At 72.5% G+C, this 16,315-nt stretch carries 14 protein-coding genes; 5 read left to right on the top strand and 9 right to left on the bottom strand.

The window, feature by feature from the left end:
• Positions 1-117 precede the first annotated feature (117 nt).
• Entirely contained in the window at positions 118-1,242 is a 1,125-nt protein-coding gene (locus CLV72_RS02690) for a S1 family peptidase (protein ID WP_106238544.1), read from the top strand.
• Positions 1,243-1,313: 71 nt separating this feature from the next.
• On the opposite strand, the gene CLV72_RS02685 is transcribed toward CLV72_RS02690, so the two are convergent.
• From CLV72_RS02685 to CLV72_RS02675, 3 genes are read right to left on the bottom strand one after another with little or no spacing between them, the layout of a single operon-like run.
• Entirely contained in the window at positions 1,314-2,063 is a 750-nt protein-coding gene (locus CLV72_RS02685; RefSeq protein WP_106238541.1) for a succinate dehydrogenase/fumarate reductase iron-sulfur subunit, read from the bottom strand.
• Complete coding sequence (locus CLV72_RS02680) at positions 2,060-4,018, bottom strand: fumarate reductase/succinate dehydrogenase flavoprotein subunit (RefSeq protein WP_106241145.1); 1,959 nt, start codon at positions 4,016-4,018, stop codon at positions 2,060-2,062. The genes CLV72_RS02685 and CLV72_RS02680 overlap by 4 nt, the downstream gene beginning before the upstream one ends.
• Before the next feature lie 32 nt (positions 4,019-4,050).
• Positions 4,051-4,677 (bottom strand): succinate dehydrogenase cytochrome b subunit, encoded by a 627-nt coding sequence (locus CLV72_RS02675; protein ID WP_106241142.1) that lies wholly within the window; start codon positions 4,675-4,677, stop codon positions 4,051-4,053.
• 132 nt (positions 4,678-4,809) lie between these two features.
• Between CLV72_RS02675 and CLV72_RS02670 the strand changes: the two genes are divergently transcribed.
• From CLV72_RS02670 to CLV72_RS02655, 4 genes are all read left to right on the top strand, one after another.
• The gene (locus tag CLV72_RS02670) at positions 4,810-5,769 is read left to right on the top strand and encodes a LysR family transcriptional regulator (RefSeq protein WP_106241138.1); all 960 of its coding nucleotides are present in this window, start codon (positions 4,810-4,812) and stop codon (positions 5,767-5,769) included.
• 379 nt (positions 5,770-6,148) lie between these two features.
• A complete protein-coding gene (locus CLV72_RS02665) occupies positions 6,149-6,961 on the top strand; it encodes a hypothetical protein (protein ID WP_106238539.1) in 813 nt (270 codons plus the stop codon).
• Between the two features lie 25 nt (positions 6,962-6,986).
• Entirely contained in the window at positions 6,987-8,954 is a 1,968-nt protein-coding gene (locus CLV72_RS02660; protein ID WP_106238536.1) for a fumarate reductase/succinate dehydrogenase flavoprotein subunit, read from the top strand.
• 94 nt (positions 8,955-9,048) lie between these two features.
• Complete coding sequence (locus CLV72_RS02655) at positions 9,049-9,825, top strand: succinate dehydrogenase/fumarate reductase iron-sulfur subunit (RefSeq protein ID WP_106238533.1); 777 nt, start codon at positions 9,049-9,051, stop codon at positions 9,823-9,825.
• Positions 9,826-10,023: 198 nt separating this feature from the next.
• Here the strand turns inward: CLV72_RS02655 and CLV72_RS02650 are convergent, their stop codons facing one another.
• The 6 genes from CLV72_RS02650 to CLV72_RS32015 all read right to left on the bottom strand — a co-directional run bounded on the left by CLV72_RS02650 (position 10,024) and on the right by CLV72_RS32015 (position 16,288).
• Entirely contained in the window at positions 10,024-10,542 is a 519-nt protein-coding gene (locus CLV72_RS02650) for a hypothetical protein (protein ID WP_211302666.1), read from the bottom strand.
• A gap of 45 nt (positions 10,543-10,587) precedes the next feature.
• Complete coding sequence (locus CLV72_RS02645) at positions 10,588-11,838, bottom strand: MFS transporter (protein WP_245929825.1); 1,251 nt, start codon at positions 11,836-11,838, stop codon at positions 10,588-10,590.
• Between the two features lie 122 nt (positions 11,839-11,960).
• Positions 11,961-13,829 carry a translational GTPase TypA gene (gene typA / locus CLV72_RS02640; protein ID WP_106238529.1) on the bottom strand — a complete coding sequence of 623 codons (1,869 nt, stop codon included), beginning with the start codon at positions 13,827-13,829 and terminating at the stop codon, positions 11,961-11,963.
• Positions 13,830-13,894: 65 nt separating this feature from the next.
• On the bottom strand, positions 13,895-14,344 hold the full coding sequence (locus CLV72_RS02635; RefSeq protein WP_245929824.1) for a (deoxy)nucleoside triphosphate pyrophosphohydrolase: 450 nt from the start codon (positions 14,342-14,344) through the stop codon (positions 13,895-13,897).
• 85 nt (positions 14,345-14,429) lie between these two features.
• Complete coding sequence (locus CLV72_RS02630; RefSeq protein WP_245929823.1) at positions 14,430-15,614, bottom strand: C40 family peptidase; 1,185 nt, start codon at positions 15,612-15,614, stop codon at positions 14,430-14,432.
• Positions 15,615-15,619: 5 nt separating this feature from the next.
• Positions 15,620-16,288, bottom strand: coding sequence for a hypothetical protein (locus CLV72_RS32015; RefSeq protein ID WP_170140848.1), 669 nt, complete (start codon positions 16,286-16,288; stop codon positions 15,620-15,622).
• Positions 16,289-16,315 lie beyond the last annotated feature (27 nt).

The following is a 16,315-nucleotide window of genomic DNA, read 5'->3' as shown; positions in this document are numbered from 1 at the left end:
ACGGGTGGCACCCAGGCGGTGCCACCCGTTCGCCTCCCCGCCCCGGCCGATCCCCCCGGCGGCCGGGGCCGCGGCCCATGACGCCGTCCTGGTCGGCCGACCGGTGAGGAAGCCCCCATGAGACCCTCCCCCCTGATCCGGGCCGCGCTCGCGGCCGCCACCGCCACCGTGCTGGCCGCCGGCGCCTCGGCCTTCGGGCCGGCCGCCGCGGCCGCCCCGGCCGCCCCAGAGCCGGCCCCGTCCCTGAGCGCGCACACGGTCGCGCTGATCGAGCGCCAGGCCGACGCGGGCGCGCTGGAGCGCCGGCTCCGCGGCGAACTGGGCGCCGAGGACTTCGGCGGCGCCGCGGTGCGCCCGGGCACCGCCGAGCTGGTGGTCGGCGTCACCGACCCGGCCGCCGCCGCCACCGTGCGCGCGGCCGGCGCCGTCCCCGAACTGGTGGAGCACAGCCACGCCGAGCTGCTCGCCGCCGCCGAGGCGCTGGACCGGCGGGCCGCTGCCCGGCCGGACGCCGTCTCCGGCTGGTACGTCGACGTGCCGGGCAACCGGGTGGTGCTCACCGCCGACCTGGACGGCGCGGACGCGCGCGGCGAGGTCGCCGCCTTCGTGGCGGCCGCCGGTGCCGGTTCCGGCGCCGTGCGGGTGACGGATTCCGAGGAGCGGCCGCGGACGCTGGCCGGGCAGATACGGGCCGGCGACCCCCTCGTCTTCGGCGGCGCCTCCCGCTGCACCGCCGGCTTCGCCGTGCGCGGCGGCTTCCTGATCGCCGGGCACTGCGGCGGCGCCGGCACCCCGGTGAGCACGCCGGGAGGCGAGCCGGTGGGCGTGGTGGCCGGCTCGCGCTTCCCCGGATCGGACATGGGCTGGGTGCGGCTCAATTCGGGCTGGACCTCGGTGCCGCAGCTGAACACCCACGGCGGGCCGAGCGTGACGGTCACCGGCTCGACGCCGGCGCCGGTGGGCGCCACCGTCTGCACGGTCGGCAGCGTCGCGGGCTGGCGCTGCGGCACCATCGTGGCCCGCAACGCGACGGTCAACTACCCGCAAGGGCCCGTCACCGGCCTGGTCCGCACGAACGTGTGCCTGGCGCCCGGCGACTCCGGCGGCCCGTGGATCTCGGGCACCCAGGCCCAGGGGATGACCTCGGGAGGTTCGGGGAACTGCACCAGCGGCGGCACGACCTACTTCCAACCGGTCAACCCCGCGCTGTCGACCTGGGGCCTGACCCTGATCACCGGCTGACCGCCGACCGGGCCGGCACCCGCCGTTCCCCGGCCGCCGCCCTGATGAGGCAGGGGCGGCGGCCGGGGGCCCTACTTCGCGTCCGCGCCGGACAGCGAGCCGAGCAGGTCGTGGTTGAGCCGGGAGATGGTCTCCAGCGGGATGCCCTTGGGGCAGACCGCCGCGCACTCGCCGATGTTGGTGCAGCCGCCGAAGTCCTCGGCGTCCATCTGGTCGACCATCCGGACCACCCGGCTCGCCCGCTCCGGCTGGCCCTGCGGCAGCAGGCCGAGGTGGGTGACCTTGGCGGCGGTGAACAGCATGGCCGACGCGTTCGGGCAGGCGGCCACGCAGGCGCCGCAGCCGATGCAGGTGGCGGCGTCGAAGGCCCTGTCGGCGTCGGCCTTGGCCACCGGGATGGAGTGGGCGTCGGGCGCGCTGCCGGTGGGGGCGCTGATGTAGCCGCCGGCCTGGATGATGCGGTCGAAGGCGCCGCGGTCGACCACCAGGTCCTTGACCACGGGGAAGGCCTTGGCCCGCCAGGGCTCGATGTCGATGGTGTCGCCGTCGGAGAACGAGCGCATGTGCAGCTGGCAGGCGGTGGTCACCTCGGGGCCGTGCGCGACCCCGTTGATGACCATGCCGCACATGCCGCAGATGCCCTCGCGGCAGTCGTGGTCGAAGGCGACGGGCTCCTCGCCTTCCAGGGTCAGCCGCTCGTTGAGGACGTCCAGCATCTCCAGGAAGGACATGTCGGGCGAGACGTCGGCGACCTCGTAGCGGACCATCCGGCCCTTGTCCTCGGAGCCCTTCTGCCGCCAGATCCGCAGGGTGAGGTTCACTTGTAGCTCCGCTGGGTCATCTTGACGTACTCGTACGTCAGCTCTTCCTTGTGCAGCACCGGCGGCTCGCCGGTGCCGGTGTACTCCCAGGCCGCCACGTAGGCGAAGTTCTCGTCGTCGCGCAGCGCCTCGCCCTCGGGGGTCTGGCTCTCGGCGCGGAAGTGGCCGCCGCAGGACTCGGTGCGGTGCAGCGCGTCGATGCACATCAGCTCGGCCAGCTCGAAGAAGTCGGCGACGCGTCCGGCCCGCTCCAGCGACTGGTTCAGCTCCTCGCCGCCGCCGGTGACCTTGACGCGGGTCCAGAACTCCTCGCGCAGCTCCCTGATCCGGTCGATTGCCTTGGTCAGGCCCTCCTCGGTGCGCTCCATCCCGCAGTAGTCCCACATCAGCTTGCCGAGCTCGCGGTGGAAGGAGTCGACGGTGCGGTCGCCGTCGACCGACAGCAGCCGGCGCACCCGCTCGCGGACCTCCTCCTCGGCGGCCACGGCCTCGGGGTGCGAGGCGTCGACCTTCTCGAAGGGGCCGGAGGCGAGGTAGTCGTTGACGGTGTTGGGCAGCACGAAGTAGCCGTCGGCCAGGCCCTGCATCAGCGCGCTGGCGCCCAGGCGGTTGGCGCCGTGGTCGGAGAAGTTGGCCTCGCCGGTGACGAAGAGGCCGGGGATGGTGCTCTGCAGGTCGTAGTCGACCCACAGGCCGCCCATCGTGTAGTGGACGGCCGGGTAGATCCGCATCGGGACGGTGTAGGGGTCCTCGCCGGTGATGCGCGCGTACATGTCGAAGAGGTTGCCGTACTTGGCCTCGACCGCCTTGCGGCCCAGCCGCTGGATGGCGTCGGCGAAGTCCAGGTAGACGCCCTGGCGGTGCCCGGACTCGCCGGGGCCGACGCCGCGGCCCTCGTCGCAGACGTTCTTGGCGGCGCGCGAGGCGATGTCGCGCGGCACCAGGTTGCCGAAGGCGGGGTAGATGCGCTCCAGGTAGTAGTCGCGCTCGTCCTCGGGGATCTCGTTGGGCGGCCGCTCGTCGCCGGCCTTCTTGGGCACCCACACCCGGCCGTCGTTGCGCAGCGACTCGCTCATCAGGGTCAGCTTGGACTGGTAGTCGCCGCTGACCGGGATGCAGGTGGGGTGGATCTGGGTGTAGCAGGGGTTGGCGAAGAGCGCGCCTTTGCGGTGCGCCCGCCACACCGCCGTGACATTGCAGCCCTTGGCGTTGGTGGAGAGGAAGAAGACGTTGCCGTAGCCGCCGGTGGCGAGCACGACGGCGTCGGCGAAGTGGCTGGAGATCTCGCCGGTGACCAGGTCGCGGGTGACGATGCCGCGGGCGCGGCCGTCGACGACGATCAGGTCCAGCATCTCGGTGCGGGCGTGCATCTCGACGTTGCCGAGCCCGATCTGGCGGCTGAGCGCCTGGTAGGCGCCGATCAGCAGCTGCTGGCCCGTCTGGCCCCTGGCGTAGAAGGTGCGCGAGACCTGCGCGCCGCCGAAGGAGCGGTTGTCGAGCAGGCCGCCGTACTCGCGGGCGAAGGGGACGCCCTGGGCGACGCACTGGTCGATGATCTCGACGCTCACCTGGGCGAGCCGGTAGACGTTGGACTCCCGGGCCCGGAAGTCGCCGCCCTTGACGGTGTCGTAGAACAGGCGGTGGATGCTGTCGCCGTCGTTGCGGTAGTTCTTGGCCGCGTTGATGCCGCCCTGGGCGGCGATGCTGTGCGCCCGGCGCGGGCTGTCCTGGTAGCAGAAGGACTTGACGTGGTAGCCGAGTTCGGCGAGGGTCGCGCCGGCCGAGGCGCCGGCCAGGCCGGTGCCGACGACCAGCACGGTGAGCTTGCGCTTGTTGGCCGGGTTCACCAGGCGGGCATTGAAGCGGCGCTCGTCCCAGCGGGCCTCGATCGGGCCGGCGGGCGCCTTGGTGTCGGCGATGGGCTCGCCGTCGGTGTAGAGCGGCATCGGGGTCATCGGGGCGTGGGAACCGTCGGAAGCGGTCATGGTCAACTCACCCAGCCGATCATTACGGAGACGGGCACCAGCATGAAGCCGGCGATCAGCAGCACGCTCAGAGCGGTGGCGCCGCCGCGCAGCAGCGGCTCCCTGCGGCCGCTGCTGGCGCCCAGCGTGGCGAAGACGCTCCACAGGCCGTGCTGGAGGTGCAGACCGACCAGCAGCAGCGACACGATGTAGAAGACGGCGACCAGCGGCTGCTGGAACCCGTTGACCAGGCGCTCGTACGGGCTGTCTGAGGCGCCGCCGGGGGCGATCACGTTCACCGTCAGGTGGAGGATGTGGTACAGCACGAAGACGGCGATGATGACGCCGCCCCAGCGCATGGTGCGGGAGGCGTAGCTCTGCCGTACCCGCTTGCGGGTCTGGTACCGCTGCGGCCGGGCCCGGCGGGCGCGCAGCGCGAGCACCGTGGCGGAGGCGATGTGCACCACCACGCTCACGGTCAGCGCGATCCTGATCGCCCACAGCAGTCCGCCCTCGGGCACCGCCGGGTAGCCCACCACCCGCAGCCAGTGCGAGTAGGCGTCGAAGGACTCCTGGCCCTCGAATGCCTTCAGGTTGCCGACCATGTGCATGATCAGGAAGAGCACCATGACGGCGCCGGTGACGGCCATCGCGGCCTTGAGGAAGACCGAGGACCGGTATCGGGTCGGGATCACTGTCTGCACAGCTCGTCACCGTATGTCCGTCCGGTTAAAAGCGCCAAGACATGAAGGCACTCGTTTCGATAGCCGTAGGCTATGAGCATGCAGCTGCAGCAGCTCGCCTACTTCACCGCCGTCGCCGAGACGCGCCATTTCACCCAGGCAGCAGAGGAAATGCGCGTCGCGCAGCCCTCGTTGAGCAAGCAGATCCGGGCCCTCGAACTGGACCTGGGTGTGATCCTGTTCAACCGGGCGCGGGGCAATATCACACTCACCGCGGCCGGTGAGGCGCTGCTGCCGCTGGCCAGGCGCATCCTCGCCGACACCGAGACGGCCCGCCGGGAGGTGCAGGAGCTGGCCGGCCTGCGCCGCGGCCGGATGCGGCTGGGCGCCACCCCCAGCCTGTGCGCCGGGCCGCTCGCCGACGCGCTCGCGCTCTTCCACAACCGCTATCCCGGCATCGACCTGGTGGTGGAGGAGGACGGCTCGCGCGACCTGGTGCGCCACCTCTCGCGCGGCGAACTCGACCTCGCGCTGATCATCCTGCCGGTGGCCGCGCCGGACACCCCGCTGGCCACCCGGTCCATCCTGCAGGAGCAGCTGGTCGTCGCCGCGCCGGTGGACGGCCCCGCGGACCCGCCGGGCCGCGGGCCCGGCGCCGGGCACGTCGCCATCCACGAGCTGCGGCACCGGCCGCTGGTGATGTTCCGGCGCGGCTACGACGTGCGCGAGGCGACGCTGTCCGCGTGCCGGCAGGCCGGCTTCGAGCCGCGCTTCGCCGTCGAGGGCGGCGAGATGGACGCGGTGCTGCGCTTCGTGGAGGCGGGTCTCGGCCTGGCGGTGGTGCCAAGCATGGCGCTGGCGGGCCGGCCGCAGCTGCGCGGCGTCGCGCTGGCGCCGCCGGGGCTGGCCCGCACCATCGCGCTGGCGCACCGCAGGGACGTGGTGCCGACCAACGCCACCCGCGCCTTCGAGGAGACGCTGCTGGACTTCCTCAGCGACGCCGCGGCGAGCGGCGGCCTGCCCGCCGGGCTGGAGCTGATCGCCGAACCGCACGTGTAACGATCGACGATCGATCAGGCTCGGACCGCCGGGCCCAGGACCTCACGAAATCCGGCGAACCATAATGAACCGGACAGCGAATCGGGCGCGCATCCGACGGCGAGCACAGCGAATGAGTCACGATTCGTCGGTCAACGGTCGACCAAAACCCCAAGTGGGCACTTTCGACCCGGTGGTTTTCCACGAAATGGAAGTGTCACAATGGACGTGGCCAGTTTCACAGAGACCGTCCCGGAAGCCGCCTCGTCTCGGTAATCTGCATCGATCTAACGTAGGGGAAACACCTGCGCAACTCGTTGAGGGCGGACGCCGGTCCCGCAGCACGAACTCGCCGCCCGAGCGGCGCGTCGGGGCGTAACCGCCGAAGAGGAGACGTCGGATGACGCAAGTGGCCCAACCGCGCCCGGCCAACAAGCGCGCGCAGATCTCGGCCCCCACCTTCCGCACGGACAATTGGCGGCTCTCGCCGATCCTCACCGTGCTCGGGCTGGCCGGATTCGTCGGGTACGCGACCTTCCGGTCGTTCCAGCAGGACCACTACTGGGTCGAGCTGTACCACTACCTGACGCCGTTCTACTCGCCGTGCCTGAGCGCCACCTGCGAGCCCGGCTCGGCCGTGTTCGGCACCCTGCCGTGGGCCTTCCCCTGGTTCATGCCCTTCGCGGCGGCCACCCTGCCGTTCCTGCTGCTCTTCCGGCTGACCTGCTACTACTACCGCAAGGCCTACTACCGGGCCATCTGGCAGGCGCCCACCGCCTGCGCCGTGCGCGAGCCGCACCGCAGCTACTCCGGCGAGACCCGGTTCCCGCTGCTCGGCCAGAACCTGCACCGCTACTTCTTCTGGATCGCGGGCGCCATCGCCGTCCTGAACACCTATGACGCGCTGGTCGCCCTCTTCCACGGCCACAACGGCGGCTTCGGCATCGGCCTGGGCAACCTCATCCTGCTGGCCAACGTCGTGCTGCTGTGGTGCTACACCCTGTCGTGCCACTCCTGCCGGCACGCCTTCGGCGGGCGGCTGCGGAGCTTCTCCCGGCACCCGGTCAGGTACTGGATGTGGACGCAGATCTCCCGGCTGAACACCCGGCACATGCAGTTCGCCTGGATCACCCTCGGCAGCCTCGTCCTCACCGACCTCTACGTCGCGCTGCTGTCCAGCGGCGTCATCACCGACCTGCGCTTCTTCAACTGAGCACCCCAGGAGACACGGCCCAGCGATGTCCACACCAGCAGACCAGCAGCCCGGACCCTCCCCAGCCGGCGCGGAGGGCGACGGCGCCGCGGCCGCTCCCGTCGCCCGGCACCGCTACGACGTCGTGGTGATCGGAGCCGGGGGCGCCGGCCTGCGCGCCGCGATCGAGGCGAGGGAGCAGGGCAAGAAGACCGCCGTGATCAGCAAGTCGCTGTTCGGCAAGGCGCACACCGTGATGGCCGAGGGCGGCGCCGCGGCGGCGATGGGCAATGTCAACGCCCGCGACAACTGGCAGGTCCACTTCCGCGACACGATCCGGGGCGGCAAGTTCCTCAACAACCCCCGCATGGCCGAGCTGCACGCCAAGGAGGCGCCGGACCGGGTCTGGGAGCTGGAGCACTGGGGCGCGCTCTTCGACCGCACCGCCGACGGCCGGATCAGCCAGCGCAACTTCGGCGGCCACGAGTACCCGCGGCTGGCCCACGTCGGCGACCGCACCGGCCTGGAGATGATCCGCACCCTCCAGCAGCGGATCGTGGCCCTGCAGCAGGCCGACGCCGAGCGGCTCGGCGACCCCGACGCCATGCTGCGCGTCTACGCCGAGACCACCGTCACCGAGCTGCTCAAGGACGGCGAGCGCATCGCCGGCGCCTTCGGCTACGTGCGCGAGACCGGCGAGTTCGTCGTGTTCGAGGCGCCGGCGGTGGTGCTGGCCACCGGCGGCATCGGCAAGTCCTTCAAGGTCACCTCCAACTCCTGGGAGTACACCGGCGACGGCCACGCGCTGGCCCTGCGCGCCGGGGCGACCCTGCTGAACATGGAGTTCGTGCAGTTCCACCCCACCGGCATGGTCTGGCCGCCGTCCGTCAAGGGCATCCTGGTCACCGAGTCGGTGCGCGGCGACGGCGGCGTGCTGCGCAACTCCGAGGGCAAGCGGTTCATGTTCGACTACGTCCCCGAGGTCTTCCGCGGCCAGTACGCGGAGACCGAGGAGGAGGCGGACCGCTGGTACACCGACCCCGACAACAACCGCCGCCCGCCGGAGCTGCTGCCCAGGGACGAGGTGGCCCGGTCCATCAACGCCGAGGTGAAGGCGGGCCGCGGCTCACCCCACGGCGGCGTCTTCCTGGACGTGTCCACCCGGATGCCCGCCGAGGAGATCCGGCGGCGGCTGCCGTCGATGCACCACCAGTTCAAGGAGCTGGCCGACGTCGACATCACGGCCGAGCCGATGGAGGTCGGCCCCACCTGCCACTACGTGATGGGCGGTGTCGAGGTCGACCCCGACACCACCGCGGCCACCGTGCCGGGGCTGTTCGCGGCCGGTGAGGTGGCCGGCGGTATGCACGGTTCCAACCGGCTGGGCGGCAACTCCCTGTCCGACCTGCTGGTGTTCGGGCGCCGCGCCGGGCTGGGCGCCGCCTCCTACGTCGACGGCCTCGGCGAGGACCGGCCGCGGGTCGGCGAGGCCGACCTGGACGCGGCGCGCGCCACCGCGCTGGCGCCGCTGGAGCGGACCGGCGGCGAGAGCCCGTACCTGCTGCACCAGGAGCTGCAGCAGACCATGAACGACCTCGTCGGCATCATCCGCCGCGCCGACGAGATGAAGCAGGCGCTCGACTCGCTGGACAAGCTCAAGGAGCGGGTCGCGCACGTCAGCGCCCAGGGCGCCCGGCCCTACAACCCCGGCTGGCATCTGGCGCTCGACCTGCGCAATATGCTGCTCGTCTCGATCGGCACCGCCATGGCGGCGCTGGAGCGGCAGGAGAGCCGGGGCGGCCACACCCGAGACGACTTCCCCGAGATGTCGCCGGAGTGGCGCACCACCACCCTGGTGCTGCGGGCCGATCCGGCCGGCGAGCAGGTCACCCTTGGCCGCCGGCCGCTGGAGCGGATGCGCGACGACCTGCTCGCCCTCTTCGAGCGGAGCGAGCTGGCGAAGTACCTGACCGAAGCCGAACTGGCCGAGCTCCCCGAGGGGGAGCGGCCGTGACGGCGGGACGGTCCGCGGGGGCGGTCGCGCGCCCCGCGCCGGAGCGGCCGCCGGGCCGCGCCGTCCGCACGACGAGCGGGAAGGGGAGGCGACCATGAGCAAGGCGAGCTTCCGGATCTGGCGCGGCGACGCCGGCGAGGGCCGGCTGGTCGACTACACGGTGGAGGTGAACGAGGGCGAGGTGGTCCTGGACGTCCTGCACCGGTTGCAGGCCACCCAGGCGCCCGACCTCGCGGTGCGGTGGAACTGCAAGGCGGGCAAGTGCGGCTCGTGCTCGGTGGAGATCAACGGGCGCCCGCGGCTGGCCTGTATGACCCGGATGAACCTCTTCGGGCCCGACGACGTCATCACCGTCACGCCGATCCGCACCTTCCCCGTCATCAGGGACCTGGTCACCGACGTGTCGTACAACTACACCAAGGCGCGCCAGATCCCGTCCTTCACCCCCGACCCGCGGGTGAAGCCGGGCGAGATGCGGATGCGCCAGGTGGACGTCGAGCGCTCGCAGGAGTTCCGCAAGTGCATCGAGTGCTTCCTGTGCAACACCGTCTGCCACGTGATCCGCGACCACGAGGAGAACACGGAGCACTTCTCCGGCCCGCGCTACCTGATGCGGGTGGCCGAACTGGAGATGCACCCCGAGGACACCGCCGACCGCCGGATGATCGCCCAGGACGACTTCGGGCTCGGCTACTGCAACATCACCAAGTGCTGCACCGAGGTCTGCCCCGAGCACATCAAGATCACCGACAACGCGCTGATCCCGCTCAAGGAGCGGGTCGCCTCGCGCAGGTACGACCCGGTCGTCTGGCTCGGCTCCAAGATCGGCCGCCGCCCGGCCAAGGACACCCCGAAGGTGCCGAACACCTGAGGCGGTCATCGGCACCGTCCGCCGGGCCGCGCGGCCATCGTGCAGCTGTGGAGCCGGAGACCGCGGCCGAGGTGGAGGCCGTCGACAAGGACCTGGACGAGATCGCCGGGCGCCGCAGGCGCCTGGAGTTCGTCGACGAGCTCATCGACGGCGCGATCGACCTCTCCGACGATGCGTCGCGGCGATCCGCAGGGCCGCTCAGCGGAGGAGGTCGGCGCCGTCCTCGCCGGAGGGATCGAGCGTGATCAGGTCCTCGTGCAGGGACTCCAGGGTCCGGCCGGTGAGCACGTCCTCACCGGCGGCCTCGGCGGGGCGGGTCTCCATCAGTGCCCAGCCCGGGGTGTCGGCCGGCGCCTCGGGGTCGCGGCCCATGCCGGTGAGGTGGTGGAGCACTCCGAAGGCGGCCGCCTGAGCGGCGTTGCGGGCCAGCCTGGCCAGGTCGTCGGCGTCGGCACCCGCCGCCAGCAGCCGGCGGCCCGCGGGCAGCGACTCCAGGGCGCCTGGGGCGGCCCAGGAGTCGATCAGGGTCGGCCACAGCGAGCGGAGCGCCAGGAAGCGGGCCAGTTCCGGCGCATCGGCGTCGATCTCGGCGGCCGCCCCGGCCTCCGGCTCGGGGTGGCCCAGTTCGGCGAGGCGGTCGCGCAGGGCCAGGGCGGCGGCGCGCCGGTCGGCCGGCAGCGCGTCCATCAGTCGGTCCCAGTACCCGTTCGTCGGCATACCGGCCATTATCGGCCCGCCGCGGCGGCCGCTCGTGCGGCCGGCCTAGGGCACGCTCTTGATCCGCCAGACGAGGACGGCGCCCAGGACCGTGACGGCGGCCACCGTCAGGTAGAGGGTGGTGTAGCCGCCCAGGTAGGCGACGAGGGGGGCGGCCAGGGCGGGGCCCAGGACCTGGGGGGCGGAGTCGGCGATGTTGATGATGCCGAGGTCCTTGGCGCGGCCTGAGGCGCTGGGGAGGACCTGGGTGACCAGGGCGTGGTCGACGGAGAGGTAGACGCCGTAGCCGAGGCCGAGCACGACGGCCGAGGCGATGGCGGCGGTCCAGTCGGGGACGAAGGCGAGGACCACGCCGGGCACGGCCATCACCACGCCCGCCACGCAGACCAGGCCGCGGCGTCTGCCGATGCGGTCGGAGACCATGCCGCCGACGACCGTGGTGGCGATGACGGCGCAGGTGTAGACGAGGATCAGTACGAGCAGCCCGGTGTCGGGCTCGGGGTGGCCGACGGCGTCGCGCAGGAAGTACAGCAGGTACAGCGTGGCCATCGCGTTGCCGAGCTGCATCAGGAAGCGGGTCGTCCAGGCCCAGCCGAAGTCGGGGTGCCGCCGCGGGTCCACCCAGAAGCCGGCCAGGAAGGCGCGGGCCCTGAAGGGCGGGCGCTGCTCGCGCAGAAGCGGCGGCTCGGGCTGGGTGAGGGTGAAGGGCAGCGCGCAGACCAGCACCAGCGCGCCGACCGCGACGAAGCCCCAGGTGCCGTCGGTGACCAGGATGGTCACCACGAAAACGCCGACCACGATGCCCAGCGCCCGCGGCACCCCGAGCCAGCCGGACACCGCGCCGCGCTGGCCCACCGGCACCCGGTCGGGCACGGCGGCGTACAGGGCGGCGTGCAGCGCGTTCAGGCTGCCCTGCGCCAGGCACCAGCCGATCAGCAGGCCGACCACGGTGGCCTGCGCCGACAGCAGGCACAGCGCCAGCGCCCCGGCCACCGCGCCGAGCAGCACCCAGGGCCGGCGGCGGCCGAAGCGCCCGGCGGTGCGGTCCGACAGCGCCCCGGCCAGCGGGTTGACGACCAGGGAGACGGCGGCGCCCGCGGCGGTGATCCAGCCGAGCGCCACCACGTCGCCGCCGGGGGCGATCTCGGCGACCCGCGACGGCAGCAGGATCTGCAGCGGGCCGTAGTAGCCGATCATCAGGCCGAGGTTGGCCAGCGCCAGCAGCGCCACCCACGGGGCGCGCACCGGGCGGGTGGGTTCGGCCAGGGCCGAACCGGGGGGCTCCACCGAAGTCACCAGGGACCGTCCTCACGCCGCGCAGCCGGACAGCGCCATGCTGCCCGGCCGTGCGTGCCGCGTCCAGCGCGGCGGAGTCACGATACGCGCGCCGCACCCGGTGCCCGGGGGCGGCCGGAGGCTCAGTCGCGGGAGCGGCGGGACCTGGCCCGGCCGCGCTCCTTGGCGTCCAGCACCACCTTGCGCAGCCGCACGGTGTCGGAGGTGACCTCGACGCACTCGTCCTCGCGGCAGAACTCCAGCGCCTGCTCCAGCGAGAGGCGGCGCGGCGGGATCAGCCGCTCCAGTTCGTCGCCGGTGGAGGAGCGCATGTTGGTGAGCTTCTTCTCCTTGGTGATGTTCACGTCCATGTCGTCGGAGCGGGAGTTCTCGCCGACGAGCATGCCCTCGTACACCTCGGTGCCGGGCTCGACGAAGAGGGTGCCGCGCTCCTGGAGGTTGAACATGGCGTAGGCGACGGCCACCCCGGAGCGGTCGGCCACCAGCGAGCCGGTGGGGCGGGTGCGCAGCTCGCCGAACCACGGCTCGTAGCCCTCGAAGACGTGGTGGGCGATGCCGGTGCCGCGGGTGTCGGTGAGGAAGTCGGTGCGGAAGCCGATCAGGCCGCGCGCCGGGACCAGCCACTCCATCCGCACCCAGCCGGTGCCGTGGTTGGTCATCTGCTCCATGCGGCCCTTGCGGGTGGCCAGCAGCTGGGTGATTGCGCCGAGGTACTCCTCGGGGGCGTCGATGGTCAGCCGCTCGACCGGCTCGTGCAGCTTGCCGTCGACCTCCTTGGTGACGACCTGGGGCTTGCCGACGGTCAGCTCGTAGTTCTCGCGCCGCATCTGCTCGACCAGGATGGCCAGCGCCAGCTCGCCGCGGCCCTGCACCTCCCAGGTGTCGGGCCGCTCGGTGGGGAGCACCCGCAGCGAGACGTTGCCGACCAATTCGCGGTCGAGGCGGTCCTTGACCAGCCGGGCGGTGACCTTGGAGCCCTTGGTGCGGCCGGCCAGCGGCGAGGTGTTGATGCCGATGGTCATCGAGATGGCCGGCTCGTCGACGGTGATCAGCGGCAGCGGCCGGGGGTCGGCGGGGTCGGCCAGCGTCTCGCCGATCATGATGTCGGGGATGCCGGCGATCGCGATGATGTCGCCGGGGCCCGCCTGCTCCGCCGAGACGCGCTCCAGCGCGTCGGTCATCAGCAGCTCGGTCACCTTGACCTGGCTGACGCTGCCGTCGCGGCGGCACCAGGCGACCTGCCGGCCCTTGCGGATCTCGCCCTGGTGCACCCGGCACAGCGCCAGGCGGCCGAGGAACGGGCTGGCGTCGAGGTTGGTGACGTGGGCCTGCAGCGGCGCGCCCGGGATGTACTCGGGCGCCGGGATGGTGTCCAGGATGGTGCGGAACAGCGGTTCGAGGTTCTCGTCGGCCGGCAGCTGCCCGTCGCCGGGCCGCTCCAGCGAGGCCCGGCCGTCGCGGGCGCAGGCGTAGACGATCGGGAAGTCGATCTGCTCCTCGGTGGCGTCGAGGTCGATGAACAGCTCGTAGGTGGCGTCGACCACCTCGGCGATGCGGCTGTCGGGGCGGTCGACCTTGTTGATGACCAGGATGACCGGCAGCTTCGCGGCCAGCGCCTTGCGGAGCACGAACCGGGTCTGCGGCAGCGGCCCCTCGCTGGCGTCGACCAGCAGCACCACGCCGTCGACCATCGACAGCCCGCGCTCGACCTCGCCGCCGAAGTCGGCGTGGCCGGGGGTGTCGATGATGTTGATGGTCATCGGCTCGCCGCCCGGCGGCCGGTAGCGCACGGCGGTGTTCTTGGCCAGGATCGTGATGCCCTTCTCACGCTCCAGGTCGTTGGAGTCCATGACGCGCTCGTCCACGTCCTGGTTGGCGCGGAAGGCGCCCGACTGCCAGAGCATGGCGTCGACGAGGGTGGTCTTGCCGTGGTCGACATGGGCGACGATGGCGATGTTGCGCAGGTCGGTACGGAAGGCGGGTGCGGCCATGGGGAGTTCGACTCGATCCAGGTGAGACAGGGCCGCGCCCGGCGCGGCGGGAAGATACCCCAAGTCTAGGAGACCCACGCGCCGCTCAGATACGGCCGCACCGCCGCCACCACCGGCAGGTCGGCGGCGAGCCAGGCGACGTCGAGCAGTTCGTCGGCGGCCAGCCAGCGCAGGGCCAGGTGCTCCACCGCACGCGGCTCCCCCTCAGCCACCCGCGCCAGCCACACCCGCATCACCGCGCGTTCACTCAGCGGCCATGCCGCGCCCGTGCGCGGAAGCAGCTCGGGGCCCGGTTCCACCCGCACGTCGAGTTCCTCGCGGCACTCCCGCAGCAGCGCCTGCACCGGGGTCTCCCCCGGGTCGACCTTGCCGCCTGGGAACTCCCAGCCGCCGCGCAGCGCGGCCGGCGCCGCCCGCTGCGCGGCGAGCAGCCGCCCGTCCCTGACGATCGCCGCGCCGACCACCAGGGTCGTGCCCGGCGGAGCCGGCACCGGCTCGCGCGTGGCCTCCGACACGTCCGCGCCCTTCCCCCCGCGCGGCCCGCGCCGCGCCCCGTACCGCCCCGCCCGGCTCCGCCGGACGGGGAGGGTCATCCGCCGGTCATCCGTCGAGGCCCAGCTGCTCTCTGACCTGCTCGTGGGCGAGCGGCCGGGTGAAGCCGAGCACCTGGGCGCGCCCTTCGCCCTGGTAGGGACCGGTGAGGATGCCGTAGGCGCGTCCCCGCGCCTCGATCATCAGGTTGTCGCCGATGACCATGCCGACGTGTCCGGGCCCGGGGGGCTCACCGGCCCGGGAGATGTCGAAGAACACCAGGTCGCCGGGCTGCTCCTGGCCGATCGGGATGCTCGGGCCGAAGTTCCACTGGTCCTGGGAGATGCGCGGGATGGTCACGCCGACCTGCTCGTAGGCGCGCATCATCAGGCTGGAGCAGTCGTAGGCGTCCGGCCCGGTGGCGCCGTACACGTAGGGCAGGCCGCGCTGCGCCATCGCGAAGTCGATGACGGTCTGCACCAGCTCGTTGGGCGCTTCGAGGCTCGCCTCGGCCACGTTGACGACGCACTCGGCCGTCTGCCGCTCGCGCTCCACCACGTCGAAGTCGCCGTCGGCGTAGGCGGCGGCGATCTCCAGCACCTCGTTGACATACCAGTTGGCGTGGTTGTAGGCGAACAGCGCCTCGCGGATGTTCTCCGGCGCGCCGTGGGCGACCAGGTAGTCGGCGGCGGCCGGGATGGCGTCGCCGGGGTCGTAGACGCTCACCATGCCGTCGCCGTCGCCGTCGATGCCGAAGCCGTTCACGCCCTCGCGCTCACTGGCCGGCTGCTCGGGCTCGCCGCCCCAGGTGTTGCCGGCCGCGCCGCCGATGCCGAACTGCATCGGGCCGGCCGCGCCCCACGGGTTCGCGCCGCTGGTGACGCCCTCGGCGTCCCAGGTGCCGTGCCGGGTCTCGCGCTGGCCGATGGCGGCCAGCACGTTCCAGGGGACGCCGGCCTCCTCGCCGGCCTCGGTGTACATCTCCAGGTAGTCGCTGGGGATCTCGCCATTGGCCAGCACGGACGGGGCGGGCTGGTCCTGGTCCTGCCCACCGCCCTCCTCGCAGCTCTGCGCCATCAGCTGGACCAGCGGCGAGGGCGGGCCCATCATCATCGGGGCGCCGATGCCGAGCAGCAGCAGCGCGGCCAGGGCGCCGACGGCCAGCAGGCAGCCGCCGCGCACACCGCCGGAGTCGTCGCGCACGATCCGGCGCAGCAGGGTCGAGCCCAGGGGGTGGGGGGTGTCCGGGGCCATCGCCGCTAGCCCTCCCCCTGGTTCCCCACGTCGGCGGGCGCCAGGTCGTACACCAGCCAGGCGCCGCCTTCGTAGACCACGGTGACCAGCAGGTTCTCGGCGTCGTCCTGGGGGGCGCCGCCGGCCTCCGCGGTACTGGTCCGCACGCCCACCTCGAAGATGACCGTGCTCGCCGACATGTCGCGCACCGCGTCGATCGTGGCGGTGCTGGTGGTGACGGTCTGCGCCGTGACGCGCTCCTCGCGCGCCGCGCCGCCGCCCGCGCTGGCCGCGCCGCCCGCGAACTCCTCGGTGGACAGCTCGTTCATCCGCGCGACCGCGTCCTCGACGGACTCACGGTAGTCGAAGCGGGTGTACTCGACGGCGAACTCCTCCGCGACCGCGGCGGCCGCCAGCAGTTCCTCGCGGTCGACGGGGAACCAGGCGAACACGTCGGCCTCCGCCCCGCCCGACGCCGACGCGCCGCCCTCGGCGGGCTCGGCCGCATCCGGCGGCGGGCCGGCCGGGGTGGACGGCGCGCCGGCCGCCGCCTCCGCTCCCGGGTCCGGCTCCGCGGCGACCTCCTGGCCGCCGTCGGGCCGGAAGAACAGGATGTAGCCGCCGAAGGCGACCAGCACCAGTACCAGCACCCCGAACAGGGCCTTGCGCTGCCCGTCGGACAGTTCCCTAGCCACCCGCTGACTCCTCGGTCACCCGTGCCC

Source organism: Allonocardiopsis opalescens, from assembly GCF_003002095.1.
GTDB classification, from domain to species: domain Bacteria; phylum Actinomycetota; class Actinomycetes; order Streptosporangiales; family Streptosporangiaceae; genus Allonocardiopsis; species Allonocardiopsis opalescens.
Note: the sequence above shows the minus strand (reverse complement) of the source record. Positions and strands in the feature narration are given on the sequence as shown.

Coding starts and splice junctions, on each gene's coding strand:
- typA (WP_106238529.1), bottom strand. CDS start 13,829: ATGGCCGCACCCGCCTTCCGTACCGACCTGCGCAACATCGCCATCGTC.
- CLV72_RS02650 (WP_211302666.1), bottom strand. CDS start 10,542: ATGCCGACGAACGGGTACTGGGACCGACTGATGGACGCGCTGCCGGCC.
- CLV72_RS02660 (WP_106238536.1), top strand. CDS start 6,987: ATGTCCACACCAGCAGACCAGCAGCCCGGACCCTCCCCAGCCGGCGCG.
- CLV72_RS02680 (WP_106241145.1), bottom strand. CDS start 4,018: ATGACCCCGATGCCGCTCTACACCGACGGCGAGCCCATCGCCGACACC.
- CLV72_RS02630 (WP_245929823.1), bottom strand. CDS start 15,614: ATGGCCCCGGACACCCCCCACCCCCTGGGCTCGACCCTGCTGCGCCGG.
- CLV72_RS02655 (WP_106238533.1), top strand. CDS start 9,049: ATGAGCAAGGCGAGCTTCCGGATCTGGCGCGGCGACGCCGGCGAGGGC.
- CLV72_RS02670 (WP_106241138.1), top strand. CDS start 4,810: ATGCAGCTGCAGCAGCTCGCCTACTTCACCGCCGTCGCCGAGACGCGC.
- CLV72_RS02675 (WP_106241142.1), bottom strand. CDS start 4,677: ATGGCCGTCACCGGCGCCGTCATGGTGCTCTTCCTGATCATGCACATG.
- CLV72_RS02690 (WP_106238544.1), top strand. CDS start 118: ATGAGACCCTCCCCCCTGATCCGGGCCGCGCTCGCGGCCGCCACCGCC.
- CLV72_RS02665 (WP_106238539.1), top strand. CDS start 6,149: ATGACGCAAGTGGCCCAACCGCGCCCGGCCAACAAGCGCGCGCAGATC.